Genomic DNA, 26484 nt, shown 5'->3' on the forward strand with positions numbered 1-26484 from the left:
ATTATAATTTTAAACAAAGCTGTAATAAAGAATAAAAAGGGAGTAGCGTGGAGTAGTTATTTTATCAGAATTTTTGATTGCCTACTCTCTACTTTCTTTCCCTATTTTTACGGGGTTCTCATCATATGAGACCCAATCACTATAGCTCCCAGCATATAATTTTACATTTTTATAACCGCCTAATTTTAAAGCGATGTAATTAGGAGTAGCGGTCACGCCTGAACCACAATAAACGATTATAGGTTCCTCCTGATTTAATTCAGAAAATCTCCTTTTCTGTTCTTCAGTATTTTTATAAGCACCTTTTTCCAACCCTTCTGACCAAAATTTATGAATAGCACCCGGGATATGACCCGCTAGTCGATCAATTGGTTCTACTTCCCCTAAATAGCGTTGTTCCTCTCTTGAATCAATTAATACTGGAGACTTTTTCTGTTGCTGAACAACTTCCTTTACATCCTCATAAGTAGCCAACATCTCCTTTTGAATATGTACATCAAAAGTAGTTAATTCAGACTCTGGTATATCCTTTGTCGTTGTATATCCGGCTTCTACCCAGCCTTTAAAGCCTTCATTTAACACATACACATCTTCATGTCCTATAAAGGTAAGCAACCACCAAAAACGTGATGCATATTGCCCCTCCCCACCATCATAGGCAACAACTGCTTTTGTGTGATCAATGCCCGCTTTCTCGATATCGAGTTTAAACTGATCGATATCAGGAAGCGGATGCCTTCCACCATGCTTTGCAACAGGAGCAGATAACTGTTTTTCTAAATCAAAATAAACCGCTCCAGGGATATGGTTCTCTTGATAAAGCTTTTCTCCTTTCAACGGATTTCCCAACTCAAACCGGCAATCCACAATTTTAACCTGCCCGTTATGTAATTGGTCATTAAGCCATTCCTTATTAACTACAAACTTCATCGTAATCGACCCCCATCAATTCAGTCTACTAACTGATAATTCTCTTGATATGGAAAAAATCCTTTACCGAACTCAGAAAAAGATTACATTAAGAAAAACAAGCGCCTTGGTCAGCCCCGACAAGCATAAGACGATTTATAGGATGGAAGGCGTTCTTTGCCTTCAATTCTAATTTGGCTTATGACCTCGAGGGCTAGGGACTGGAGCAAGACACTCAAAATAAGTACAAGGTTTTATCCCTTTTCTACCTGTTAATAAAAAAAGTCCTGGCAATAGTGCCAGGATTCTTGTCTATGACTATTTACGCGCCCAAGCACTAAGAGCTCTTATATCTTCCGGCTTCGTCCTACAGCAACCTCCTATTATCTTTGCACCTGCTTCATACCAGCGCTGAGTGCTAGTAGCAAATTGTTTAGTAGGTGCTATTTCCTTCCATTGTTTACTCGTAGCATCATATTCTTCTCCTGAATTTGGATAAACTATGATTGGTTTGGAGGTTTGATCTTTAATTTCCCTAATTAGTGATTCAATTAGTTTTGGCGATGAACAATTAATACCAATCGCTGCTACTTGATTCTCCTGTTCTATCCATTTCGCACAATCTGCAATTTTGTCTCCGTTACTAATATGAACTTCGTCTTTAGCACTAAAACTGATCCAAGCGTAAACTTCCGGGAATTCCCTTAATACCCTAATTATTGCTTTTGCCTCTATAAAACATGGAATGGTTTCACATGCTAGAATATCAGCACCAGCCTCTACTAATATTTTTATTCGTTCTCTATGAAAAACAACTAATTCGTCTTCACTTAATAGATAATCGCCACTATATTCGGAGCCATCAGCAAGAAAAGCACCGTACGGACCTACAGAAGCAGCCACTAATGGCTTAGGGCGATTATACTGATTTTTACTCTCTGTCCAAAACTCATCACGTGCCTCGGTGGCAATTTGAACAGATTTTTTAATTAGATCGACTGCCTCTTCCTCAGTCAATCCTCTTTCCTTATATCCTCCAATTGTGGCTTGATAGCTAGCTGTTATGGCACAATCCGCACCCGCATTGAAATAATCTGTATGAACCTTCTTAATGAGATGTGGATTTTCCATCAATATTTTTGCTGACCATAAACGGTCATTTAGATTACACCCATGATTCTCGAGCTCTGTAGCCATTGCTCCATCGATAATCATAATTGGAAAGTTACTCAGGATCTTTTCTATTGGATTCATCTCATATCCCTCTTCCTAAAGCAAAGAAATTAAAAAAACTTTGCTTGTCGCCAAGCCCTTATGGTGAAAGCCTTAGTTTTTCTTATACTATCATCCATAAAATTTATATACTTTCTGATAGTACTAGAAAATCTTACTCTTGTTTCTTTAATACTTTACTTAAAAATTTCTTTGTTCTTTCAACACTTGGATTGGTGAAAATTTGTTCTGCTGTTCCTTCTTCAAGAATCATTCCATTCTCCATAAAGATAATTCGGTCGGAAATTTCACGCGCAAAATTCAGCTCGTGGGTAACAATCAACATTGTATTTCCTTCCTTTGCCACATCTTTAATAACTGTTAAAACTTCATCAACTAACTCTGGATCTAGAGATGAAGTCGGTTCATCAAATAATAAAACCTCTGGATTAAGGGCCAGTGCTCGAGCAATACCAACCCGTTGTTGCTGCCCACCGGAAAGCTGAGCAGGATAATGATGTAACCTATCTTGAAGACCCACTTTTTCAAGGATATCTGTGCTTACCTTCTTTGCTTCCGCGGGATTCACACGCTTAACACTTGTTAAGCCAATCATTACATTTTGTAACACGGTTAAATTTTTAAATAGGTTATACTGTTGAAAGACCATTCCTGTTGATGTTCTTAAAGATTGAACATCTGTCTTACCTGCTGATTCAACGTCTATTCTTTTCCCGTTAATTTCAACGATTCCACTAGTAGGATGTTCCAAGAAATTGAGACAACGCAGTAATGTTGATTTCCCCGAACCACTTGGTCCAAGAATAGAGACAACCTCCCCTTTATTAACGGAAAAATCAATCCCTTTTAACACATGCTGTTGACCAAAATATTTATGAATATTCTCTACTTTAATCATGAGATAACCCCTCTTTCATATCTCCGGGCACGCTTCTCTACTAAAGTAAGTAATCTCTCTACGATGATACATAGAATCCAATAAATAATCGACACCGCTATATAGACTTCAAAAAAGGCCAGTCCGCGAGAGCCCATAATTTTGGCTTGTCCCATAATATCAATAACACCAATAATAAAGACAAGAGAAGTGTCCTTAATTGTACTAATAAACATGTTTCCCAGATTAGGTATGGCTACTGCTAAAGCCTGCGGAAAAATAATTTTCAGCATCATTTGTGTTGGACTCATCCCTATCGCTTTTGCCGCCTCAAACTGACCTCGATCAACAGATTCTATCGCTGACCTTATTGTTTCAGATAAATAAGCACCTAAATTAATAGAAAAGGCTAATAATGCATATATTTCCGGTGGAATAATGTTTACATCGACATTTTGAAGCCAGCCATATTCAGTTTGAAGAAAGTAAATGACTTTTGGTATTCCATAAAAAACAAGATAGATTTGCACCAACAAAGGTGTGCCTCTAATAAAAGATACGTAAAAAGAAGAGATTGTCTTTAATACCGGCACCCGATATATTTTTATAAGTGCTGTAGCTAGTCCAAGAAATAAGCTTAGAATCATTGAGCCTACCGCAATGCCAATTGTAATAGGTAATCTTGCAACAATTGCAGGAAAGCTTTCTATTAAAAAACCAATATCTAATAAATTTTCCATTTTGTATTCCCTTCTCCAACCTTATTCAGGAATATATTCTCCACCAGTCCATTTTTTCGATAGTTCAGCTAACGTTCCATCTTCCTTAAGTTGTTTAAGAACCGGATCAACTAGTGCTTTTAATTCCTCACCTTGCTTCTCATCTTTAAATACAATGCCCATGTCATCTTGAACTAGGGGCTGACCTACAACTTCTACATCAAGATCATATTTTTCTAAGACTGTATGAATCATAATTGGATCATTTACATAGGCATCAATACGTCCATTTTGTACATCCTGCAAAATCTCTGAAGGAGTGCCACTTTCGCTATACTTCAAAATAATATCATTTTCAGCTTTCTTATTATGTTCTTCTAGCAAAAGAGTATAAGAATCTCCAGCTAACGCTCCGACCTTTTTCCCCTCTAAATCTTCTATTGTATTAATATCTGTTCGACCTGATTTTACGACAATCACTGTTTCTGCTGCAAAATATGATTCATCCGTAAATAAATATTTCTCTTCACGTTCTGGTGTTTTGGCGACTTGGTCTGCAACTGCTTGGATTTTATTTGATTCTAATGAAAGAAACATACTATCCCAAGGTGTTGCAACAAATTCAAACGAATAACCATCTAACTTTTTATCAATTTCTTTCACAACGTCAATATCATATCCTGTCAGTTCATTGTTCTCATCAGCAAAAGCAAAAGGTGGATAATCATTCTGTGTTCCAACTAGAATAATGTGATCGCCTGTTTCATTTGCTGTTTCTTTTGAAGAACACCCATTTAATATTCCGGCTAAGCCTACTAGTGCAATCATTGATAAAAGTATACGAGTTCTCTTCTTCATTTTTCTGACTCCCCTTTTTAATAGATTAGATGAAAAAAAAATCCTCTTTCAATCAGAAAGAGGATTTTTATCTAAACCTTATCTCTCAGAACGAAACACTCTGCAGGAATTAGCACCTTTCATAAAATGATGGTTGCTGGACGTCATAGGGCCTGTCCCTCAGTCTCTCGTGATAAGTAATTAAATTTTTAGTATATTATGATATTATTTAATATTATAATGCTTGTCAACAAATTTTCTATTAATTCTTATATTCTTAACTTAAAAATAATCCCTTTCTACAGGTAAAAAGTAGGGGAAAAATAAAGACAGATTGGAGATTACACATCTTGGAAAATGAACTCATTGACGTTGCAATTATTGGTGCTGGCACAATGGGAATGGCTGCTGGTGCCTTCTTAGCTCAGCAGGAAGTAAAGACTGTTTTAATTGATGCCTTTGATCCTCCTCATAATCGTGGAAGTCACCACGGAGATACCCGCATGATTCGGCATGCATATGGTGAAGGTAGACAGTATGTAAGTTTAGTAAAACGCGCTCAGCAATTATGGGAAGACTTAGAAGAACAAACAAATTATAAGATTTTTGAGAAAACAGGAGTTATAGGACTCGGACCAAAGGATTCCACCTTTCTTCAGGAAACAATCGCAGCTGCAACCAAATATGAACTGCCATTAGAGGTACTGAATAGCCGTGAGGTGAAAGAAAGATGGCCAGGATTTTCCGTACCAGACCACTTTATCGGATGCTTTGAAGCAGAATCAGGGTTACTCTTTAGTGAGAATGCCATCAAAGCCTATAAAGACATTGCGATTAAAAATGGTGCACAGCTAGTGACAAATACTCCTGTTCAGCAAATTGAATCAGCTGGCACATCCGGTATCAAAATCACAACGAAAAACGAAGTGTTTTGGGCCAAAAAAGTCATTGTAACAGTTGGTGCTTGGGCTTCCAACCTGTTACCAGATCTAAAACTTCCCATTCAGCCAACCCGTAAAGCTTTTGGCTGGTTTGAAACACCAACTACTCTATATGATGCTGCTAACTTCCCATCTTTTTATATAGAGGATAAAGAAAATATGTGTTATGGATTTCCAAACGTAAATGGGACAGGCCTTAAAATTGGAAGATCGGATGGTGGACAAGGAATTGATCCGAACAATCACACTCAAAATTTTGGACAATATGAATCAGATGAAGAAGATCTTCGTTTTTTCCTTAAAACCTATATGCCTGAAGCAAACGGACCGTTAAAACAAGGAAAAACATGCTTATATACGATATCAAGTGACAATGACTTTATCATTGATCATCACCCTGAAAATGAAAATATCATTATTGCCTGCGGCTTTTCAGGACATGGATTTAAATTTTCAAGTGTGATGGGAGAAGTCTTGAGCGAATTGGCTGTAAACGGGCAAAGTAAGTTTGATCTTTCTATCTTTTCCTTAAAAAGATTTGGTTTGTAATAAAGTTATTTACCATTTAAAAAGCCAAAGATAACGAGGTTGTTTACATCATTCGATATCTTTGGCTCACAATTTTATTCGTATTTTTAATTATTTTTTATACATTTTAAACTCTAAGAAAAGTTCGTTATAATAGGCAAGCATTCTTTTCCCGAGGTTTTCATACACTTCCAGTTTATCAGTTAATTGTGGATCCGGGTAAAATCGTTTATCACCTGATATCTCTTCCGGTAATAGGTCAAAGGCTTTTGCATTAGGTGTTGAATACCCAACATATTCTGCATTTTGAGCTGCATTCTCAGGATCTAACATGAAATTCATAAATAAATGAGCGCCTTCTATATTTTGGGCAGTCTTTGGTATGACCATATTATCAAACCAAAGATTCGACCCTTCTTTAGGTACGACATAATTCAGATTTTCATTTTCACCCATCATTTCAGCTGCATCACCTGACCAAACAATCCCAATTGCTGCCTCCTCATTTGCGATAAGCATTTTAATTTCATCTCCGACAATTGCTTTTATATTAGGAGTAAGGCTTTGCAATTTTTGTTTTGCTTCCTGAAGATGTTCTTTATTTTTATCATTTAGGGAATAGTTCAGGCTATTTAAACTCATCCCCATGATTTCCCTTGCACCATCAACTAAAAGGATTTTGTTACGCAGGCTCTCATCCCATAAATTGTTCCAACTTGTTATTTCTTTCCCTTCTAACATAGAAGAGTTATAAATTATCCCTACTGTTCCCCAAAAATACGGAATAGAATATTCATTATTTTGATCAAAGTCCAAATTCATAAAACGTGGATCGATATACGATAAATTTGGAAGTTTTGAATGGTCAATTGGAATGAGCAAGTTTTCCTCTTTCATTTTTTCGATGGCATATTCTGACGGTATGGCAAGGTCAAAGGTCGTTCCACCTTGAGAGATTTTCGTCATCATCGCCTCATTTGAATCAAATGTTTGATAAATGACTTTTAACCCTGTTTCCTGTTCAAACTTGTCAATAAGTTCAGGATCAATATAGTCTCCCCAGTTATAGATTGTAAGAGTATTCTCTCCTGAGTACCCTTCAGATGTATTTAGATAATTGGTCCAATACAAGAGGATAAAGGAAACAACAAAAACCAGAGCAAACATACGAACGAGCTGTTTCATTTCCCTCCCCCTATTCCATTGGTTTTAAGAGTACGTTGATTAATATAGTAATAGCCAATGACTAGAATGATTGTAAATAAAAAGATTAACGTCGTTAAGGCATTGATTGTTAAAGATATTCCTTGACGTGCCAGCGAATAAATTTCAACTGATAATGTTGAAAAACCATTTCCTGTCACGAAAAATGTAACGGCAAAGTCATCTAGTGAAAACGTCAGAGCCATAAAGAAACCTGCCAATATTCCAGGTGAAATATATGGAAGGATAACCTTTGTTAACACATTCCAGTTACTCGCTCCAAGATCAAGAGCGGCATCCACTAAAGATGAACTCATTTCTTCGATCTTAGGTAATACCATTAAAACAACAATCGGCACACAAAAAGCAATATGTGACAAAAGAACAGAAGTAAAACCCAGTTTAATACCAACAATTGTAAATAATATTAAAAAGGATGCCCCAATAATGACGTCAGGACTAACTAACAGAACATTATTTAATGTTAAAAATGTATTTTTTAGTCGATTCTTTCTTACATATGCGATACCCAGTGCCCCAAATACTCCGATAATCGTTGAAATGGCTGCTGATAGCAGAGCGATGAGTAGTGTATTTAAAACAATAATGAATAAACGTGTATCAGCAAAAACCTCTTTATACCAATCAAGAGTAAAGCCTTCAAACTGGTGCATCGTTCCACCGCTATTAAAGGAATAATACATCAAATAAAAAATCGGAGAGTATAAAATGATAAAAACGATGATCAAATAAAGATTTGCTACTTTTCCATTTCGTTGCATCTTATAACATCCCTCTCTTCCGATTTCCAGTTAACATCATAATAATAGCCATCGCAATAATTAAGAATACAGCAATTGTTGCTCCCATTCCCCAATCTTGAATCACAAGGAAATTTTGCTCAATTGCTGTTCCAAGCGTAATCACTCGGTTCCCGGCGATAAGTCGGGTGATCATAAATAATGATAATGCCGGAATAAAGACAGCCTGACAGCCTATTTTCACACCATTCAACGTTAAAGGAAAAATAACACGACGAAATACAGTCAAAGGAGTTGCCCCTAAATCACTTGCAGCAGCAATTAATGAAGGGTTGAGCTTATCAACTGCATTAAATATAGGCAAAATCATAAACGGAATAAAAATATACACGGAAACAAAGACAAAACTAAAATCGGTAAATAAAAGCTGTTTTGCCGACATTCCAAAAAAGACAAACAAGTCATTAACCGGTCCATATGTTCCAAAAATACCTAGGAATGCATAGGTTTTTAATAACAAGTTGATCCATGTAGGTAAAATGATGAGAAGAAGCCATAATTGCTTATGTTTTGTTCTTGTCAGCAATAAAGCCGTCGGATATCCAATTAAAAGAGAAAACGCTGTGATTAAAAAGGCATACCAAAACGAACTGATCGTCATTTTAAGATAAACAGGCGAAAAGAACTTTTGATAGTTTTCTAAACTAAATTGCCCCTCGATATTAAAAAAAGAATAATATAAAATAAGAATAATAGGAGCAATAACAAAAACAACAATCCACAACATATACGGGATGAAATAAAGAGTACGAGTTTGTCTATTCATCGCTAACCTCAGAATAGGACTCTAGTCGCTTGTCGAATTCATCCTCTGTTTCACCTAATCTCATCACATGGATCGCTTCCTTTTCAAAATAAAGACCGATCTCAGAACCAACGATTGCCTTTTCCGTTGAATGAACAAGCCACTCATTGTCTTCTTTGTCATAGCAGCAAATTTCATAATGAACACCTCTAAAAAGCTGGGAATCCACTCTTACTTGAAGCTTCCCTTCTTCAATTGTGCTTATTTTTAAATCTTCCGGCCGAATGACAATTTCAACTCTTTCATTTGCATCAAAGCCTTGGTCCACACACTCAAATTGTTTTCCCATAAACTCCACTAAAAAGTCCTCTATCATGTTCCCTGAAACAATATTTGATTCTCCAATAAAATCTGCAACAAAACGATTAATAGGTTCATCATAAATATCAATGGGGGTTCCACTTTGTTCAATTTTTCCCTCATTAATGACAAAAATCTCATCAGACATAGCCAGTGCTTCTTCCTGGTCATGTGTGACAAATATAAAGGTAATCCCAAGACGCTGCTGTAATTCTCTTAACTCATACTGCATCTCGGTTCTTAGCTTAAGATCAAGCGCTGATAACGGTTCATCTAAAAGAATAATGTCCGGCTCATTAACAATCGCTCTAGCAATCGCAACCCGCTGTCTTTGTCCACCAGACATTTCATTAATTTCTCGTGCCTCGTAACCAGCCAGGTTCACAAATCTGAGAGCTTCTTTCACCTTTTGCTCAATAACAGCATTCTTAAGCTTTTTAATACGCAGGCCAAAGGCAACATTTTCAAACACGTTTAAATGAGGAAACAATGCGTAGTCTTGAAAAACAGTGTTAACTTGACGCTTATTAGCCGGGACAGAGTTAATGACTTTTCCATTAAAATAAATGGTCCCTGTCGACGGTTGTGTAAATCCTGCAATTAACCGTAACACCGTCGTCTTACCGCAACCTGACGGACCTAGTAATGTATAAAACTTTCCACGCTCCAGTTCGAAGCTGATATTATTTAATACAGGGTTGTTATCATACTGCTTTGTTACATTTTCAAAGCGAATAACAGCATCGTTCACCATATCGTTATTCCTCCTGCAAGATGAGTATAGCCCAACTATTTCGACATTTTTCTACTTTTTTACGAAAAGCAATTATACCTCATTTTTTAGAAATAAAAAATGATGTGTGTTACATCCAGTTACAGAAAAAGTAACCTATTTTATCTCCAGTTTAAAACCATAAAGACCCCGAGGTTTTGACGGTTTCTTAATACAACGAAAGGCTCAATTTTACTTCTTTAGCTACATCTGTATAAACACTAATAGTATAAATGCCCTTTTTCCCTTTAAATCTTATTACTCCATTTTTTGCTGAAGATATTGTATCTTCCCAAATTTTCTCATCTGAATGTTCAACATATATAGTATATTCCCCTTCTTCAACTGAAGCTTCAAAAGGAATAGATATATTTCCGTTAACAGTTTCATTGATTTCAAAGGTTTCAACTTCATGATCACCCTTTAATGAATCAATAGATACATTTACGTCCCCATTGGTTGTTGTTTTGTTCATATTTATCACTACATTATCTCCAAAAAAGAAGGTAACGACCAAGGTAATAACGGTGAATAGCCCTATCATTCCTCCCAGAACGATCCCAAGAATTATAAAGACCCGTTTATTCAAACCTTTAAATGATGTATGTGTATGTATACGAGTGTTCAATTTATAAACTAGCCTAAAAATAAGGGGGAAGGTGATTGCTGGAAACAGGATATACACCCATCCTCCAAATGAGAGAGCTTGAATACTAAATAAAAGCATTGCAAAAAAGTAAAACCCGACACCAAACCAGTAGGTAAACCTATAAAACTTACTTTCTATGTATGGCTTACCAAACATAAAATATATTATATGTTTCAAGACTAAATCTCCCTCTATTTTTGAAATTAATTCTTTGTAAAATAAAATTCATTCCCTTATGAAATAATAGCCACATATGAAGGCAATGTCTATGTCTACTTCATCTATCTAGCATAGTTACTTATATCTAGACGAAAAAAAACCCTTTTGTCCTTCAACAGACAAAAGGGGATAATTATTTTCATGCTTATTCAGTTAATCCACTCGGATTTTGGTAAAGTAACTGTACGTCTGTTGCCGGGATGGCTACTCCATCATACACACGCACTTCATCCATCAATCCTTTGAAAGGAGTATCCCAATAGTTAACACCTAAGCCAAATTCAGCATCAAGAGAAGTAAATACATTCGGGAAATTGTCCCCTGTGTATTTAGCCACACCATTGATATAAAATACAGCATGCCCTTCCTGGACCGTTAAAGTGAGATGTGACCACTGACCTTCAGGTATGGTGGTGTCCGTTACAGCATCATACCATTGATCACCGTTGTGTGACCAAACCATTGTATTACCCCATCCGGTTTTTGGTACGATACTGATCCAATGATTCGATGTTTCTGCCCCAAAGAATGAGGTTGTAAATTCAGTGATTTGTTCAGGCTTTAACCACATTGATACAGAGTAAGTATCACCTGTAATTAAGCCATCAGCTAATCTCAGTCCCGATTCCCCATCGAATTGAGCAGCTTGTCCCACTTTACCTTCAGCAAATGTAATATTTCCGCCTGTATTATTAAGTCGATTGCCCGTCACAGTTGCGTCCGCTTTTTTACCAGAGCTGTCTTTCAGACCTTCATTAAAATCATAGAAAGCCGACAAGCCACCTTCTTCCTTTGCCTTAACTGTCACGGTTACCGTTAGTGTTTCGGTCGCATCTCCTAATGTAATCGTCCCTGTTAAGTTAACCTCAGCATCTTCAGAGCCAGGAGCCGGCCGTGTTACCACTCCTTCATTAGACACTGCCTCCGAATTAGAAGATTCCCATGTAATTTGGGCTCCTCTTGTTCCTACTGTTGGAAGTGTTACATTACTAACCACAGTTGATGGGAAAGTAGTCATTAACTCTTGTTTCATTGCCTGTACTAATTCCTCATCAGAAGATGCGTCCACATGACTTCCCCAAATGACAATCCCTTCATCTGACATCGCGCTAAACGTCATAACCCACTTTTGAGAAGTAGGATCATATTGGCGGATAAATACACCATCATACGTACCTTCATTATCAATCGTTAATTCCACTTTATACTTTCCATAAAGTTTCCATGTTCCTGTTATTGCACCAGAAATGGTATGATCTTCGTTCAATTTTACCCATGATGACTCTGTTAAGTCACCAGTAATTTCCTTGCCATGGTTAATATATTTATAGTCACCCGTTACATCCGCTTCGGAAATCTTCTCAATTGTTTCTCCAGCATAGCGGTATGGGGTTGGCACCGGCCATTGATCTTTGTTCTTAAATGTTTGGTGTACACGAACTTCGTGCATTTCCCCTTGTTGTGGAAAACGAGTATGAGTAACGATGAATTCCTTGTCTAGTTCATCGTCAATTAGATAAGAGTTATGACCTGGTGAAAGGTAGCCTGTACCAATTCCTGTTCCTTCTTCACCAAGGTCTCTTTTAAATAGAAAGTTCCCTATCATTTTATTACCGATATCTTTATGATCATCATTACCCGGGAAGTTTCCAACTCCTATATCAAATGATTCTGGGAAAACAGCAGCATTTCCTTTTGAATCAACATATGGACCATCAGGATTCTTGGATCTAAACTGCCTCATCTGATATCCGCCATCAGAAGCTAAACCGCCATACGTGATGTATAGATAATAATAACGTGTTTCCTTATCATATACAGCATACGTTCCTTCAGCTGATCTTCCGTAGCCAGAAGCAATTTTTGTACCAAAATATCTGTCGATCATTCTTCCATCTTCTGTTTTTCCATCTTTTCCAGGATACTTTGGCAGCCCTGTTTTCTTATCTAATTCTAAAATAAAGGTTCCGCCTGACCAAGAACCGTAAGTCATATATAACTTATTATTTTTACCCTCAAGGATATTAGCATCTATTGCATTGGTGTAAAGCTTATTATTATATGCACCACTTTCCGTAAACCAATCAGGATTTACTTCATCGATCACACCATCTTTAATAAGATCTGCGATATTCGTATTTTCCCAATGCTTATTTACATTACTGTTTCGATCATATGCTTCATTGTAGGTAAATCCTGAATACATAATGGTATCTACATATTGAAATGGTCCTTCAATATTCTTCGAAACCGCTATACCGATGGCAGAACGGATATAAGTAGAAGACACACTATAATAAATCATATAGGCACCCTTTGTACCATCTTCGTTTACATAATGTTTATTCCAAAACACATCCGGAGCCCAAACTGCAAAGCCGCCCCTGCTGTCGGAGTCATTTTCTCCAGCCCATTTAAATGACTCTGCCAGGTTTGCTGACAAATCTCCATATACTTTATTATTTGGAGTAGCATACCCATTCGTAAATTTATCCCAATTGATTAAGTCCGTTGACTTAGCCCCATCAATGTGTGAACCATACACATAGTAAGTCCCTGTTTTAGGGTCTTTAATGATTGATGGGTCATGAACAGACGCATTTCTAAATTCAGGTGGTTCAGAATTACTTGTTTGCTTTTCACCTAGGGCGCTGCTTGGTATTAACAACAACAGTATTAGAAAAATAGATATGACGCTTTTAAAATAACCTTTCATTTTGTTCCTTCTCCTCCTTTGTTAAAATACATGAAAGCGCATCCATATTTTCGGACTCCTATTCCTCCCTACATTAATAAAAACAGTAAAACTATATCGGGATTAAACATTCCTAATATTTATGAATGTAAGGGGTGTTCCTATTCTTACTTAAAAATAGCGAAAAAGGGATGTCTTTAAATGTAAAAATTCAAGTGGTGAAACCTAATAATTGTACGTACCATTGATTAATATTAATTTTCTTTTTTACTTATAAAACCTCCAAACCTTTAAAAGTCATACTTACAACTATGGAGCGTTTACATATGTAGGTTAGTAAGTTTCTATCTAATTAAACAGTACTATAAATCTATAATTATATCAATATCCTATTATACCTAGTCTGAAAATAACAGATACATGATCGTACAAGTTATAACAAAGTTTGTCGAAGTACTACGAACCAGTTGTTATCTATCAGAGAATTAAAAATCAAGGGGACGGTATAGGTTTTTATCATTCCCTCTAACCACCTTCTTTCTTTTTTGAATCCAGTACTTTTTTCCCTACCCCCAAAAATTCAAAATAACTACCTAAGCTTTTGTTGATAGTCATTTTTTGTCGAAAGAAATTATCCTAAAGGATATGACCTTTTCAATAACTTTCATACAATCCAGTGGTTTTTGAAAGATTTCACTTCATCGTACAAAATCAAGTTAAAAGTTAATTATCATTTTCGACACTACACCTATGGGGGGAGTCTAATGAATCAAGTTTTTAGGTGGATTGTCAGATCATTTTTTGCACCTGTCACTGGAAGTGCAGGAGCAATTGCTAGTACACTTGGTTTTTTTCTGGCATTTTTACCTTTAGATAGTTTAAGAATTCCATTATTAATTGCTTTTTCACTTTTGTTACGTCTTAATATTATCGCCTTATTCCTTGGAACTTTGATGACGATTTTCATTCCTAATATTCGTCAATTACCATTAATGGATTTAAATATAGTAGAAGATTACTGGTTTTTCTCCTTCCTAAAAACGAAAATACAATCTTCACAGCTCATAGCATCAGGGGTATTCGGAGGATTGATTGGTCTTGTCTGCTATTTTTTCTTCCATTGGTTCTACAATTTAGGACTTAAAGAAAGCGATCGAAACGAAGAACCTATCTTTCTTGATCCCGCCAAAAGACGCTGGTCCATTATTAAAAGGATGAGTACAGGCTTTATCCTTCTTATTGTTTTAGTATCAACTATTTTTATTGAAAGCCTTAATACTAACCCTGTATTTCCTGAACTTCAATTGAATAATAGTACTGAAAAGAGCGAAATTGAGCCGATTAATACAAGTTTCACGGAAGAAGAGCTTACTTCACAGGTTCAGCAAACAAATCTTTCTCCTCTTAAAAGTAATCTGGGTCAATTGAATCAAAAGCAAATGGAAAGTAATCAAGAAGTTTATGGCTTTTACGTCAATTGGGATGAAAACAGTAAAACCTCTTTCAAAGAAAATATAGATTCGATTACAACATTAGTGCCGGAGTGGATGCAGCTTTCTTCTAGTCTTACCCTTAACACCAGCATAGACCACTCTATTGTTTCAGAAGCAAAAGCTCATAATATAAAGATTCTCCCGGTAGTAAATAATTTTATTCATAATAAATGGGATGGTGATACACTGCACCGTTTATTTACTACTCCAGGTGCCGAAGATCTTTTTATTAAAAATATGTTGGAATATGTAAGAACAAATGACTTTGACGGGATTAATATAGACTTCGAAGCAATCAATCCAAATGACAAAGATCATTTCACTCATTTTATGGAGAAAGTTTATAAAGCATTTCATCAACATGAACTTTTGGTGACATTAGATGTTCCGCCACAGAATAATAGTTATGACTATGCTTCTTTAGCAGCTAACGCTGATCGAATGATTATCATGCTATATGATCAACACCACTCCTTGAGTAAGCCTGGGCCTGTGGCTTCATCTGATTGGGTAAAAGAGAGCTTAAGTCAACTCAATATTCCTTCAGAAAAGCTGATAGCGGGTTTAGGAAGCTATGGATATGACTGGGAGGAAAACTCTAAACAGCCTGCAGAGGCGATAGCGTTCAAGGATATCATGAAAATGGGGGTTGGAACCAACCTACAAATCCATTGGAATAAACAAATAGGCAACCCTTATTTACGATACAAATTAAACGGAAAAAATCATACTGTTTGGTTTTTAGATGGTGCTACATTTTATAATCAAATGAAGGTTGCGATAGATAGCGGGTCAACAGGAATAGCTGTTTGGCGTCTCGGTTCTGAGGATCCTTCCATCTGGAATTACATTAATAAACCAACTGAAATTCATCATCCATCCAATGCTCTTAAAGATTTGGCCAGCCCTGAATCTATTCACTATACAGGTGCTGGAGAGATTTTAAAAGTCGTTTCTGAACCAGAAAAAGGTCATAGAACTATTCAATTAAATTCAAATGGGATGATAGAAAACGCAGCCTATGATAAATTACCAAAGCCCTTTGAAGTGGCTCGTTATGGTAAATCCCAAAAGAAAGAGGTCGTCCTCTCCTTTGATGATGGTCCCGACCAAACCTATACATCACAAATATTGGACATTTTGAATAAGAATCAGATTAAAGGAACCTTCTTTATTGTTGGAAAAAATGCTTTGATGCATCGGGAACTTGTTAAAAGGATGCACAATGAAGGCCATGAAATAGGCAACCATACCTTTACCCATCCTGATCTTGCATCTATCTCACCATTTCAAACAAAAATGGAGCTAAATGCAAATCAGCGTTTATTTCAAGAAATCACCGGTCATTCAATGACCCTTTTTCGTCCACCGTATGTAGCCACTGCGGAACCGAGCACAAAGAGCGAACTGATACCTACATTGCGAGCACAGAATATGGGATATACCATGGTCGGCCAATTCATTGACTCTAACGATTGGAAAAAAATCTCTAGTCAAGAAATTGTAAACCGGGTATTGGATCAGTTGCCACAAGGAAATGTCATTTTGCTGCACGATGGTGGCGGTGACCGTTCTAATACTGTAGAGGCCTTACCTATTATCATTAAGGAGCTTAAAGATCGAGGCTACACATTTACCACCGTTGGTGATCTAATAGAAAAAAGTGATAGTCAGATTAGCCCCCCTGTTGATCAGAGCAGTCCTTATTCGGTCTATGATAAAGCTGTATTCATGATCATAAAAGGGTGGCACTCAGGGTTAAGTGTTCTTTTCTACTCAGCTATCATTTTAGGAATCTTGCGGCTAGTTATTTTCGTTTTCCTTTCCAGAAAACAGATCAAACAGTTTAAAGAGATTGAGATTGATCCTAGCTATACACCCTTTGTCAGTATCGTTATTGCTGCCTATAACGAGGAAAAAGTTATAAGCAAAACAATTCATTCTATATTATCCAGCGATTACCCTGCTTTTGAGATAATTGTCATCGACGATGGGTCAAAGGATGATACTGCAAGTGTTGTTCAAGAAATATATGCAAACAATCCTCTCGTTAGATTAATTAAAAAAAGAAATGGTGGAAAATCTTCTGCTGTTAATCTTGGCTTTAAAGAAGCAAGAGGGGAAATTGTCGTTGCTCTTGACGCTGATACACTCATTGCCGAGAATGCCATCTCATTGCTAGTGAACCATTTTAAAAATGAACATGTTGCTGCTGTTTCAGGTAACGTGAAGGTCGGTAATAAGAGGAACCTTCTAACAAACTGGCAGCATATTGAATATGTGACAGGCTTTAATCTAGAGAGAAGAGCCTTTGCAGCCCTCAATTGCATTACAGTTGTACCAGGTGCAATTGGTGCATGGAGAAAGACGGCGGTAGAAGAAGCTGGATACTTTAAAGAGGATACACTGGCAGAGGATACTGATATCACTCTTACGCTTTTACGTTCTGGAAAAAAGGTTGAATTTGAAGAAAAAGCTTATGCCTATACAGAAGTCCCAGAGGATATTAAAAGTCTAGTAAAACAGCGTTATCGTTGGGTGTATGGAACGTTACAATGCTTATGGAAACATCGTGAAGCTTTATTTAATAAAAACCATAACTCATTAGGGTATATCGCCCTTCCAAATATGTGGCTTTTCCAATATATCTATCAAACCATATCTCCTATTGCTGACATATTATTCATTTTGGCTCTTTTTAACACACACCCTGAAAAAGCAGCCATTGGATTTACTCTTTTTTACTTGTTTGATTTATTTACTTCCCTATATGCGTTTCGATTGGAGAAGGAAAGCCCTAAACCATTAGTTTCATTGTTTTTGCAACGAATCTTGTATAAACAGCTTATGACTTATGTGGTAATAAAGTCTATCTTCTCGGCAATAAAGGGAGTAACTGTTGGTTGGAATAAACTAAAACGAAAAGGGAATGTAACTCAAGAAGCCTCAATTGAAAAGATTGGTTAAATAGTATATTATGATTTTTTTTAGGGCCTTTCTTATTTTAGGAAAGGCCTCTTTTAATTGATTTATCCCAAATTAACAGGCCGTTATAGCCGCATATTCTCGCTTCAAAATAGAACGAGGATCACCATAACTTTTGGTGACCCTTTTTAAAAGAATGACTATTTCTTTTCATTGTTTTCTTTTTCATCAAAATGATTTGCAGCTTTATCTTTTGCAGATTGAGAAACTTCTTGTCCACGGTTGGTTGTCGTTGTTAGTTCGCTACTTGGATTAGTTTTCTTTGGCGGGGGTGTAGTCTTTGTTGCTTTTTTGCTTGTTTTCGGCTTTGTTTCTACAGCAGCGGCTGTTGGTTTACTTGTTGTTTTATTTTCCTTTGATGTAGTTGTTGGTGTTGGTGTTGGCTTTACACTTGTCTCAGGTGTCGCTTCTGCAGTAGTTGCTGTTGGTCTACTCGTTATACCAGTTTCCCTCTGCGTAGTTTTTGATGATTTTACACTTGTCTTAGGATTCGTAGTTACAGCAGGTGTTGTGATTATTGGCTCATTCGTACTGGCTAGATTTGTTGTCGTACTCTTCTTCAATACTTTTGTATTCTGTTGACTAGCTGCTTGATTCATATTACTCATGTTTTTATTTTTTATAGCCGTATTATTAGGGCTGTCATGAGAAATCTTGGTTTGAACGTTTTGCACGTCCATTGTTGGCGTTTGATCTTTCACCGTTTTTTCAGCTTGGCTGATTATACCCTCTTTTTCCCTGTCTTCGAATATCCTAAAGGCATTTTCTTTCATTAATAGTTCAGAAGATTGATCGACTAACAAGCTGTTGGTGACAGAAAACGTAACAGCACCTGCTAATATCATGGCAAGGGCACCCTTAGTTAGTGTCATATAATTCCCCTCGTATTTTAATATGATTGCATGATAAAAAATACGATCGACAACATGTATTATGGGGGTGAATAAATAGAATATTCTAGTTTTTTTCATTCCTAGACTACATCGCTAACCATATTTATACCTTCACTTTTGTAATATTACTATCAGCTAAGGATGTGGAACAAAGACCACCGTAAGATGTCTCTTAAGTCCATATAGTTAAAGGAACGCTAGCTATAATATAATGAATTATATTGAAGGAAAGCGTATCGTAACTGTTGTTCCACGCCCCTTAGAAGTTTGGAAGTCAATTGTTCCATTATATTTTTCTACAATATTAAAGCAAATCATCATTCCTAATCCTGTTCCTTTACTTTTTAAAGAATAAAAAGGTGTTCCAAGAGATGCAACCTCTTCTTCCGACATTCCTATACCATGATCAGTAACCTTAATTACAACAAAACCTTTTTCACTTCTAGCTGTTACAAGGACTAAATCACCCATTTTAGAGGCCTCAATGGCGTTTTTAATAATATTGATTAATAGTTGTTTAAACTCTATGGTGTTAATAGCAATATGACAATCACCCATTATGTTTAATTCGATTCGATTATTATGTAAAAGTCCATATGAATGTAGTAAATCCGTAACACTCTGAAGAACCAGCTTTATATCCACTGTTTCAAGTACATTTTCTTTTTCCGGTTTTGCAACAGATAAAAATTGAGAAATGACCTGTTCTGCCGTTTCTAACTCATCAATCATCAAAGCAAGATGCCCTTTTCTCTCGGCGGAAAATGAAGTGTCTTGTTCAAATAACTGTAAAAATCCCTTCACAACGGTTAAAGGATTTCTAATTTCATGGGCAACAGCAGCTGAAAGTTGACCTGTTATCTTCAAACGACCAGACTGTTGTATTTGTTCATAATACAATTGTTGTTGTTTTATTCGCCTATTCGTTAAGTAAAAAATAAAATAGACAATAAGTTGGCTCGCAATAAAGTTAATCAAATTTCCTATTATATCCTCTTCTATGTATGGATACCGGTTTCCTTGATCAAAAATGATAATATAGCAAAATACTAATATGATTGATACAAAATTTAATAATAATGAAAAATAAAAAAGCTTTAAATCAAAAAATAAGATTGGAATTGCCGGAATAAAACAAAGTAAAATAAAGTTGGACCACGTCTCTGGATATAAAAAGAAAAGTGTATAAAAATAAACACCTGCAACGACAGTAATCATGATTCGAAGGGCATCTGTCCCATGTTTAGGATAAAGTAATAAACAAACTGACAGAACAAACACCCATATAATATGAAAGATATAACCAAAATCAGACTCTCCCATACGCGGATTATTAATCATCAAGCCCATTATCATCATAGCTATTACAATTAATACAACTATATAGTACATTTTTTTGTTTAATTTATTATGAAACTCCTTCATACATCCCCCTTTGTTCCATTGATATATACACACTAAAATATACCATTATTTTGATAGACAGGAGCAATTTATCGCTCTTATTTATGAAAACATTTTCGCAACATATCTAAATGAGATTTAAACTGATAGAGATTATGGACAGTATAGGATTAATCTCATGTTTAAACGCTCTAAAACTTCTTCAGGCATTTCCTTGACTTTGATATCCTCACCTAAGAAAAGCAGCCAATTGATCATTTCAGTCAATTCTTCCTGATTATTAACATTGATAAAAGTCTTTAGTAAAGCTGTGGTTTGGTAAGGATTTGTATAGGAAATTGAGACTTTTAAAGGATGATATTTTTTGAATTGGGAAATCGCCTTTGGACCAAGTTCAACCACAAGATTTATTACTTCTTCCTGCCTATTTAATTTTTCCAAAATAGTTTTCTTGCGTACTCTTTTTTTCACAGGATATGGTTTAACATTGATGAGATTGTCTACGTGGAAAATTTGTCTCTTTTCTTCTTTTAAGTCAAAACCTTCAATCAGCCAAATATTTTTTTCACGATAAAGGTGCAGGAGATAGATTGGATACGATATGTTTCCCTTCTCTTCTTTGATGGTAATCAATAAATAGCTATCCAAAAGAAGTGCTTGGATAAGTTTTTCTAAAATTGGATGGGGAAGATCTGACAGTTCAAGCAGGTCTGGATTATTCGGGTTTGTCCCTTCAAAAAGCAAGATTTGATTTAATAATACTAGATCATCCTGCTGATTTTCAGAGATGAGACCAAGTAATTTTTCCGCTAAAGACTGACGGCTCTTTAGATAAGGGAGTTGTTGATTTCTTGTAGCCATAAAGGCAATAAAAAGAGCTTTAATCTCATTATCAGTAAAGCGGACGGTGGGCAGTACAGAATTGTTCATGACAGAGTAGCCCCCATCCCTTCCTACTTCAGCGACAAGCGGCATCCCCATTGCTTCAATTTCTTTTATATCTCTAATAGCAGTGGAACGGGAGATACTAAATTCTTGCATAATTTCAGAAATTGTAAAGTGGGATCGGTTGTTGATATATCGCATGATAATATTAATTCGTTCAACTTTTTTCATCGGATCCTCCTAAACAGTATCATTTTTTGACATGATTAAGGACTATTATAAACTCATCAAGTGAAAAGACAAATCATTTGAAAAAACTTATAAAAAAAGGAAGGTTTTGAAAATGACAAATTATACGCTGGAAGAGAAAGCAAGCTTCACTGTATTAGGTATTGGAATTGAGTTGGAAAGCGATTATACAGATTACGCAGGCATAACCAAGGAAAAGGCAGACTTTTGGCATGAAGTCAAACAAGATGGAAGACTTGACACGTTAAAGTCTATAGCCAAAAATAACTACATTTTTGCTGTGAACGAAGCGGTAAATAATAAGATGATGCATTATGCCGGCGTCATGACAGAGCAATCTCTACCAGAAGCAACAAGAGTTATTCAATTTCCTAAAGGGGAATACCTCATTGTACAAGGGGAAGGAAAAACAGCTGATGAATTGAGTAATACACTCACTGGCATCGCCTTTGGGCAAGTCTTGCCTGAAGCAAAGGATTTTGCTTATGTTGGCGGGCCGAATGCAACAGTTGAGATGGGACAGCGAAACGGTTTAGTATTTGGTGAAATGTGGATTCCTGTTGTTAGGAAATAACTGGTGAGAAAAAATTGTCCCGAATTGTAGATTTTAACATGTGTCTATAGCGCTTGATGGAGCGTAAAATTATTGCATTTCAAAACAAAGACTATCATCTATGCCAATATTTTAGACATTCAAATTACGAAACAGGACATCTCCTTCATACTAGAGAGTGCTGTTTCTTTTTTATGTCATTTACCTCTGAACAGTTCCTCTCTGTATATCAAAATGAATGATTCTACTTACTTTTTTCTGCCCTCTAAAAAATATTTTTATCTAATTTATGTATTTGTACCCATTCCCTTCTAAATATTTTATTGACAACTTCTTTAAGAGGATATACATTAATGATATTGATAATTATTATCAATTAATCTTTTATTAAGGAAGGAAATATAAAATGATTGCAAAACAAAAATTTTCATTATTCTTAACATTACTAATTTTTATAGTTTTACTCGCACTAGCTGGTTGTTCAGGTGGTGAGCAAACAAATGCAAAATCTGAACCTACTTCAACTGAAGAATCTACTAAGGAAACAGCGGAATCAGAAGAAACAACAGAGTATCCAATCGTGATTAAACATGCACTTGGTGAAACAACAATTGAAGAAAAGCCTGAACGTGTTGCTACGATTCAATGGTCAAACCATGATGTGGCTCTTGCTCTTGGTGTTGTGCCTGTAGGTTTCTCAGCTGCAAACTACGGTGTTCAAGATGATAGCGGAATGTTACCTTGGACTGCAGATCAATTAAAAGAACTTGGTGCCGAAACACCAACTATTTTCCAAGATACTGACGGTTTAGATTTTGAAGCAATTGCTGACTCTAATCCAGATGTCATTCTTGCAGCATATTCAGGTATTACTCAAGAAGAATATGATACATTAAGTGAAATTGCTCCCGTTGTCGCCTATCAAACCAGCCCTTGGGTAGCTTCATGGCGTGAACAAGTTACATACAATGCAATGGGTATGGGTATGGAAGAAGAAGGTAAACAACTGATTGCCGATACAGAGAAACTAATTGAAGAAAAAGTAAATGAACATGCTGAAATTAAAGGTAAAAAGGCCGCATTCGTAAGTATTAGTGCCGATGATTTATCTAAATTCTATATCTACTCACCAGGAGACCCACGTGGTGCATTCCTTAATGAGTTAGGGATGGAATACCCTGAAAGTATTACAAGTCAAATCACTGATCCAAATAGTTTCTTTATAGAAGTAAGTGCTGAAAATGCAGATATGCTTAACGATGCTGACATTCTGGTATCATACGGCGATGAAAATACACTTGCAGCTCTTCAAGCTGATCCAATCCTTGGGAAAATCCCAGCGGTAGAGAGAGGTTCTGTCGTCATTATTGGAGATAACACTCCACTTGCAGCAGCTGGAACTCCTAGCCCACTTGCAATTGAATACTCAATTGACGAGTACTTAACATTACTCTCAGAAGCTTCAAGCAAAGTTCAATAAAATGAGTAATATATCCGTTTCAGAAAATAAGCAGTTACATTTACCGAAAAATTTCATAACAGTTCTTATACTTTCGATTGTCTTACTCGGTATTTGTGTATTGGCTTCTCTTGCTTTTGGATCTCGAACAGTTGGATGGAATGAGTTAATGGACGGCTTATTCCATCCTGAAATACAGACTCACGGAGCAAATGTTGTTCGCCAAAGAATGGCTAGAACTGTATTTAGTATTATGTGTGGTGCTGCATTGGGAGTTTCTGGATCTCTGATGCAATCAGTCACTCGTAATCCTATTGCAGACCCTAGTATATTAGGGGTTAACACAGGTGCAGCACTATTTGTCGTTTGTGGGATTTCATTTTTTAATATAGGTACTGCTAGTCAATACATTTGGCTTGCATTAGCAGGAGCGATCATAACTGCCATTTTTGTATTCGGAATTGGTTCGATGGGGAGTGGCGGTGCCACGCCCCTTAAACTTGTTTTAGCGGGTGCTGCTACTAGTGCTGCGTTATCATCCCTTGTCATGGCCATTATGATTCCCCGCTCAAACGTTATGGATCAATTTAGATTTTGGCAGGTTGGTAGTGTCGGATCAGGAAATTGGAGCTCTATCTCTCTTTTTATTCCTTTTCTTATTATCGGAATACTAATCGCCATCTTCACAGCTCCAGCACTAAATGCATTAGCATTAGGTGATGAAGCAGCTAAAGGATTAGGTGTACGCACAGGAACACTTAGACTTGTTGCTGCCTTTGGTGGAGTATTATTGTGTGGTGCTGCAACAGCACTTGCAGGTCCTATTGGATTTATAGGATTATTAGCAACACATGTGATTCGGCTCATTATTGGTCCTGATTTGCGATATATTATCCCAATGTCAGCTCTTTCAGGTGCCATTATCTTAACTATATCAGATGTATGCGGTCGAATTTTAGGAAGTCCTGGTGAGCTTGAGGTTGGTGTTGTTACTGCATTTATTGGAGCTCCTATTTTAATTTTAATAACTATGAAAGCGAAAATGCGTACGTTATGATGAATGAATCTATAAATCTTATTATAATAGGTAGAAAAAAGAGACATCGTCGTTATATCCTCGTGACTTCCTTACTTGCAATCATCGCATTTGCTCTATGCTGCACAATGCTTATGCTTGGAAACACGATTTATCCTGTTTCAGATGTCATAAACGTCCTGCTTGGTGAAAAAGTAAAAGGTGCCTCATTTGCAGTGGGAACAATTCGTTTCCCAAGAATGGTTGCAGGTGTTTTTGCCGGATTTGCTTTCGGTGTTGCCGGACATGTATTTCAAACGATGCTTCGTAATCCCCTTGCAAATCCAAATGTTATCGGAATAACAACTGGTTCAAGTGCTGCGGCTGTTTTTTGTATCATCGTTCTTCATGCAAGTAATACCTTTGTTTCTATTGCTTCTATTATTGGAGGACTTACTACAGTAATCGTTATTTTTCTATTATCAAAGGGTACTTCATTTTCAATTGGCAGGTTAATTTTAATAGGAATTGGTATTCAAGCCATGCTGAATGCAGTTGTATCTTACTTATTATTGATTGGTCAACAACAGGATATCCCTACTGCTATGAGATGGCTAAGTGGTAGTCTTAATGGAGCTAAAATGGAGGAACTCTCCCCTCTTATGATAACAGTTCTTATCTTTGCACCAATTATTATCGCGTTCGGGAAAAAATTAGATATGTTAGAACTTGGGGAACAAGCAGCAACATCACTTGGAGTCGATACGAATAAGACACGATTTGTACTTATTTTCAGTTCGGTTCTTATTATTGCGTTAGCTACCGCTACAACAGGACCTATCGCATTTATCGCGTTCCTTTCCGGACCTATTGCAAAAAGACTAGTTGGTGTTGGTTTCTCCAGTATTATACCAGCAGGTCTAGTTGGTATCATTTTAGTTTTAGCATCAGATCTTGTAGGACAATTCGCATTCGTTGCCAGATATCCTGTAGGCGTCATCACAGGTATTCTTGGAGCACCATACTTGATTTACTTGCTAATCCGAATGAATCGAAAGGGAGATTTATAATGAAACCGATACATGCTTTTCAAGCTGAAGGAATAACCGCTGGGTATGATAATAAAAAGATCTTGCATGATGTAAGTATTTCAATTCCAAGCAACAAAATAAGCATTATTATTGGAGCCAACGGTTGTGGTAAGTCTACCCTGCTTAAAACAATGGCTAGGCTGATCAAACCTACTTCCGGGCAAGTTACCTTGGGAGGAAAACCAATTCATAAAATTCCACCAAAACAGTTAGCCCGTATATTAGGACTTTTACCACAATCACCAATTGTTCCTGAGGGAATCACCGTTGCAGATTTAGTTGGACGGGGGAGATTTCCACACCAAACATTTCTAAAAGGATGGACAAAAAAAGATTATGAAGCCGTCGGTGAAGCAATGGAAATCATGAAAATCACTGAATTTGCCGACCGGCATATTGATGAGCTTTCAGGTGGTCAAAGACAGCGCGTATGGATTGCAATGGCTCTGGCACAACAAACAGACATATTATTTCTTGACGAACCGACAACCTATTTAGATATCACCTACCAAGTCGAAATTCTCGACCTGCTAACAGATCTTAATCGAAAATATGGAACAACCATTGTCATGGTTCTTCATGATATCAACCTGTCAGCACGTTATGCAGACCATATCTTTGCTCTTCATAAAGGAAAGCTTGTCGCGGAAGGCGAGCCGGCAGAGGTTATTACAAGTACATTGATTGAAGATATTTTTGGTCTTCATTGTACTGTAGTAGATGACCCTATATCAGGTTCTCCTTCTGTGGTGCCGATTGGGCGGCATCATGTGAATAGGGAATTGATTCCTAGTTAAAGATATGTTTTTGTGTGGTTTCGTTTATAGGGGAATGTTCGTAACCTTTTAAACCGAATAGACTCTTCCTTATGGATTGAAAATCAAAGACCACATTCAATGCTAATGGAGTGGTCTTTCTTTCCATAAAACTTTTTTCCAGAAAGTTAATT

General features: G+C 36.6%; 21 protein-coding genes and 1 riboswitch. Of the genes, 7 read left to right on the forward strand and 14 right to left on the reverse strand.

Annotated features, from left to right (window positions below):
- Positions 1 to 81: 81 nt before the first annotated feature.
- The 5 genes from LC095_RS10370 to LC095_RS10390 all read right to left on the reverse strand — a co-directional run bounded on the left by LC095_RS10370 (position 82) and on the right by LC095_RS10390 (position 4596).
- A complete protein-coding gene (locus LC095_RS10370; protein WP_226528126.1) occupies positions 82 to 930 on the reverse strand; it encodes a sulfurtransferase in 849 nt (282 codons plus the stop codon).
- 297 nt (positions 931 to 1227) lie between these two features.
- Complete coding sequence (gene mmuM, locus LC095_RS10375) at positions 1228 to 2163, reverse strand: homocysteine S-methyltransferase (protein ID WP_226528127.1); 936 nt, start codon at positions 2161 to 2163, stop codon at positions 1228 to 1230.
- 133 nt (positions 2164 to 2296) lie between these two features.
- A complete protein-coding gene (locus tag LC095_RS10380; protein WP_226528128.1) occupies positions 2297 to 3040 on the reverse strand; it encodes an amino acid ABC transporter ATP-binding protein in 744 nt (247 codons plus the stop codon).
- On the reverse strand, positions 3037 to 3759 hold the full coding sequence (locus LC095_RS10385; protein WP_226528129.1) for an amino acid ABC transporter permease: 723 nt from the start codon (positions 3757 to 3759) through the stop codon (positions 3037 to 3039). Before LC095_RS10385 ends, LC095_RS10380 begins: the two co-directional genes overlap by 4 nt.
- Positions 3760 to 3780: 21 nt before the next feature.
- On the reverse strand, positions 3781 to 4596 hold the full coding sequence (locus LC095_RS10390; protein ID WP_226528130.1) for a transporter substrate-binding domain-containing protein: 816 nt from the start codon (positions 4594 to 4596) through the stop codon (positions 3781 to 3783).
- 75 nt (positions 4597 to 4671) lie between these two features.
- Positions 4672 to 4775, reverse strand: a riboswitch (SAM riboswitch).
- A 150-nt stretch (positions 4776 to 4925) separates the two neighbouring features.
- On the opposite strand from LC095_RS10390, the gene solA reads away from it, so the two are divergent.
- Positions 4926 to 6065 (forward strand): N-methyl-L-tryptophan oxidase, encoded by a 1140-nt coding sequence (gene solA / locus LC095_RS10395; RefSeq protein ID WP_226528131.1) that lies wholly within the window; start codon positions 4926 to 4928, stop codon positions 6063 to 6065.
- Positions 6066 to 6155: 90 nt separating this feature from the next.
- Here the strand turns inward: solA and LC095_RS10400 are convergent, their stop codons facing one another.
- From LC095_RS10400 to LC095_RS10425, 6 genes are all read right to left on the reverse strand, one after another.
- Positions 6156 to 7229: an ABC transporter substrate-binding protein gene (locus tag LC095_RS10400; protein ID WP_226528132.1), complete on the reverse strand. Its 1074-nt coding sequence runs from the start codon at positions 7227 to 7229 to the stop codon at positions 6156 to 6158.
- Positions 7226 to 8029 carry an ABC transporter permease gene (locus LC095_RS10405; RefSeq protein WP_226528133.1) on the reverse strand — a complete coding sequence of 268 codons (804 nt, stop codon included), beginning with the start codon at positions 8027 to 8029 and terminating at the stop codon, positions 7226 to 7228. The genes LC095_RS10400 and LC095_RS10405 overlap by 4 nt, the downstream gene beginning before the upstream one ends.
- Before the next feature lies 1 nt (position 8030).
- On the reverse strand, positions 8031 to 8834 hold the full coding sequence (locus LC095_RS10410) for an ABC transporter permease (RefSeq protein WP_226528134.1): 804 nt from the start codon (positions 8832 to 8834) through the stop codon (positions 8031 to 8033).
- The gene (locus LC095_RS10415) at positions 8827 to 9927 is read right to left on the reverse strand and encodes an ABC transporter ATP-binding protein (RefSeq protein WP_226528135.1); all 1101 of its coding nucleotides are present in this window, start codon (positions 9925 to 9927) and stop codon (positions 8827 to 8829) included. The genes LC095_RS10410 and LC095_RS10415 overlap by 8 nt, the downstream gene beginning before the upstream one ends.
- Before the next feature lie 187 nt (positions 9928 to 10114).
- Complete coding sequence (locus LC095_RS10420; protein ID WP_226528136.1) at positions 10115 to 10771, reverse strand: hypothetical protein; 657 nt, start codon at positions 10769 to 10771, stop codon at positions 10115 to 10117.
- Positions 10772 to 10958: 187 nt separating this feature from the next.
- The gene (locus LC095_RS10425) at positions 10959 to 13529 is read right to left on the reverse strand and encodes a lipocalin-like domain-containing protein (RefSeq protein ID WP_226528137.1); all 2571 of its coding nucleotides are present in this window, start codon (positions 13527 to 13529) and stop codon (positions 10959 to 10961) included.
- A 743-nt stretch (positions 13530 to 14272) separates the two neighbouring features.
- On the opposite strand from LC095_RS10425, the gene LC095_RS10430 reads away from it, so the two are divergent.
- Positions 14273 to 17968, forward strand: a complete 3696-nt coding sequence (locus LC095_RS10430) for a glycosyltransferase (RefSeq protein WP_226528138.1) — start codon at positions 14273 to 14275, stop codon at positions 17966 to 17968.
- Positions 17969 to 18126: 158 nt separating this feature from the next.
- Here the strand turns inward: LC095_RS10430 and LC095_RS10435 are convergent, their stop codons facing one another.
- The 3 genes from LC095_RS10435 to LC095_RS10445 all read right to left on the reverse strand — a co-directional run bounded on the left by LC095_RS10435 (position 18127) and on the right by LC095_RS10445 (position 21399).
- On the reverse strand, positions 18127 to 18858 hold the full coding sequence (locus LC095_RS10435) for a hypothetical protein (RefSeq protein ID WP_226528139.1): 732 nt from the start codon (positions 18856 to 18858) through the stop codon (positions 18127 to 18129).
- A 237-nt stretch (positions 18859 to 19095) separates the two neighbouring features.
- A complete protein-coding gene (locus LC095_RS10440; RefSeq protein WP_226528140.1) occupies positions 19096 to 20304 on the reverse strand; it encodes a sensor histidine kinase in 1209 nt (402 codons plus the stop codon).
- 132 nt (positions 20305 to 20436) lie between these two features.
- On the reverse strand, positions 20437 to 21399 hold the full coding sequence (locus tag LC095_RS10445) for a helix-turn-helix transcriptional regulator (protein ID WP_226528141.1): 963 nt from the start codon (positions 21397 to 21399) through the stop codon (positions 20437 to 20439).
- A gap of 112 nt (positions 21400 to 21511) precedes the next feature.
- On the opposite strand from LC095_RS10445, the gene LC095_RS10450 reads away from it, so the two are divergent.
- From LC095_RS10450 to LC095_RS10470, 5 genes are all read left to right on the forward strand, one after another.
- Complete coding sequence (locus tag LC095_RS10450) at positions 21512 to 21991, forward strand: GyrI-like domain-containing protein (RefSeq protein ID WP_226528142.1); 480 nt, start codon at positions 21512 to 21514, stop codon at positions 21989 to 21991.
- A 385-nt stretch (positions 21992 to 22376) separates the two neighbouring features.
- A complete protein-coding gene (locus LC095_RS10455; protein WP_226528143.1) occupies positions 22377 to 23450 on the forward strand; it encodes an iron-siderophore ABC transporter substrate-binding protein in 1074 nt (357 codons plus the stop codon).
- A gap of 1 nt (position 23451) precedes the next feature.
- Positions 23452 to 24486 (forward strand): FecCD family ABC transporter permease, encoded by a 1035-nt coding sequence (locus LC095_RS10460; protein WP_226528144.1) that lies wholly within the window; start codon positions 23452 to 23454, stop codon positions 24484 to 24486.
- Positions 24483 to 25514, forward strand: coding sequence for a FecCD family ABC transporter permease (locus LC095_RS10465; RefSeq protein WP_226528145.1), 1032 nt, complete (start codon positions 24483 to 24485; stop codon positions 25512 to 25514). Before LC095_RS10460 ends, LC095_RS10465 begins: the two co-directional genes overlap by 4 nt.
- Complete coding sequence (locus LC095_RS10470) at positions 25514 to 26332, forward strand: ABC transporter ATP-binding protein (RefSeq protein WP_226528146.1); 819 nt, start codon at positions 25514 to 25516, stop codon at positions 26330 to 26332. Before LC095_RS10465 ends, LC095_RS10470 begins: the two co-directional genes overlap by 1 nt.
- Positions 26333 to 26484 lie beyond the last annotated feature (152 nt).

Origin of the sequence: Metabacillus niabensis, assembly GCF_020524345.1 — a bacterium.
Classification (GTDB): domain Bacteria; phylum Bacillota; class Bacilli; order Bacillales; family Bacillaceae; genus Metabacillus; species Metabacillus niabensis_B.

What these genes read in the sequence shown, in the direction of transcription:
- LC095_RS10370 (WP_226528126.1), bottom strand. Translation starts at nt 930, where the DNA reads ATGAAGTTTGTAGTTAATAAGGAATGGCTTAATGACCAATTACATAAC.
- mmuM (WP_226528127.1), bottom strand. Translation starts at nt 2,163, where the DNA reads ATGAATCCAATAGAAAAGATCCTGAGTAACTTTCCAATTATGATTATC.
- LC095_RS10380 (WP_226528128.1), bottom strand. Translation starts at nt 3,040, where the DNA reads ATGATTAAAGTAGAGAATATTCATAAATATTTTGGTCAACAGCATGTG.
- LC095_RS10385 (WP_226528129.1), bottom strand. Translation starts at nt 3,759, where the DNA reads ATGGAAAATTTATTAGATATTGGTTTTTTAATAGAAAGCTTTCCTGCA.
- LC095_RS10390 (WP_226528130.1), bottom strand. Translation starts at nt 4,596, where the DNA reads ATGAAGAAGAGAACTCGTATACTTTTATCAATGATTGCACTAGTAGGC.
- LC095_RS10400 (WP_226528132.1), bottom strand. Translation starts at nt 7,229, where the DNA reads ATGAAACAGCTCGTTCGTATGTTTGCTCTGGTTTTTGTTGTTTCCTTT.
- LC095_RS10405 (WP_226528133.1), bottom strand. Translation starts at nt 8,029, where the DNA reads ATGCAACGAAATGGAAAAGTAGCAAATCTTTATTTGATCATCGTTTTT.
- LC095_RS10410 (WP_226528134.1), bottom strand. Translation starts at nt 8,834, where the DNA reads ATGAATAGACAAACTCGTACTCTTTATTTCATCCCGTATATGTTGTGG.
- LC095_RS10415 (WP_226528135.1), bottom strand. Translation starts at nt 9,927, where the DNA reads ATGGTGAACGATGCTGTTATTCGCTTTGAAAATGTAACAAAGCAGTAT.
- LC095_RS10425 (WP_226528137.1), bottom strand. Translation starts at nt 13,529, where the DNA reads ATGAAAGGTTATTTTAAAAGCGTCATATCTATTTTTCTAATACTGTTG.
- LC095_RS10430 (WP_226528138.1), top strand. Translation starts at nt 14,273, where the DNA reads ATGAATCAAGTTTTTAGGTGGATTGTCAGATCATTTTTTGCACCTGTC.
- LC095_RS10435 (WP_226528139.1), bottom strand. Translation starts at nt 18,858, where the DNA reads ATGACACTAACTAAGGGTGCCCTTGCCATGATATTAGCAGGTGCTGTT.
- LC095_RS10440 (WP_226528140.1), bottom strand. Translation starts at nt 20,304, where the DNA reads ATGAAGGAGTTTCATAATAAATTAAACAAAAAAATGTACTATATAGTT.
- LC095_RS10445 (WP_226528141.1), bottom strand. Translation starts at nt 21,399, where the DNA reads ATGAAAAAAGTTGAACGAATTAATATTATCATGCGATATATCAACAAC.
- LC095_RS10450 (WP_226528142.1), top strand. Translation starts at nt 21,512, where the DNA reads ATGACAAATTATACGCTGGAAGAGAAAGCAAGCTTCACTGTATTAGGT.
- LC095_RS10455 (WP_226528143.1), top strand. Translation starts at nt 22,377, where the DNA reads ATGATTGCAAAACAAAAATTTTCATTATTCTTAACATTACTAATTTTT.
- LC095_RS10460 (WP_226528144.1), top strand. Translation starts at nt 23,452, where the DNA reads ATGAGTAATATATCCGTTTCAGAAAATAAGCAGTTACATTTACCGAAA.
- LC095_RS10465 (WP_226528145.1), top strand. Translation starts at nt 24,483, where the DNA reads ATGATGAATGAATCTATAAATCTTATTATAATAGGTAGAAAAAAGAGA.
- LC095_RS10470 (WP_226528146.1), top strand. Translation starts at nt 25,514, where the DNA reads ATGAAACCGATACATGCTTTTCAAGCTGAAGGAATAACCGCTGGGTAT.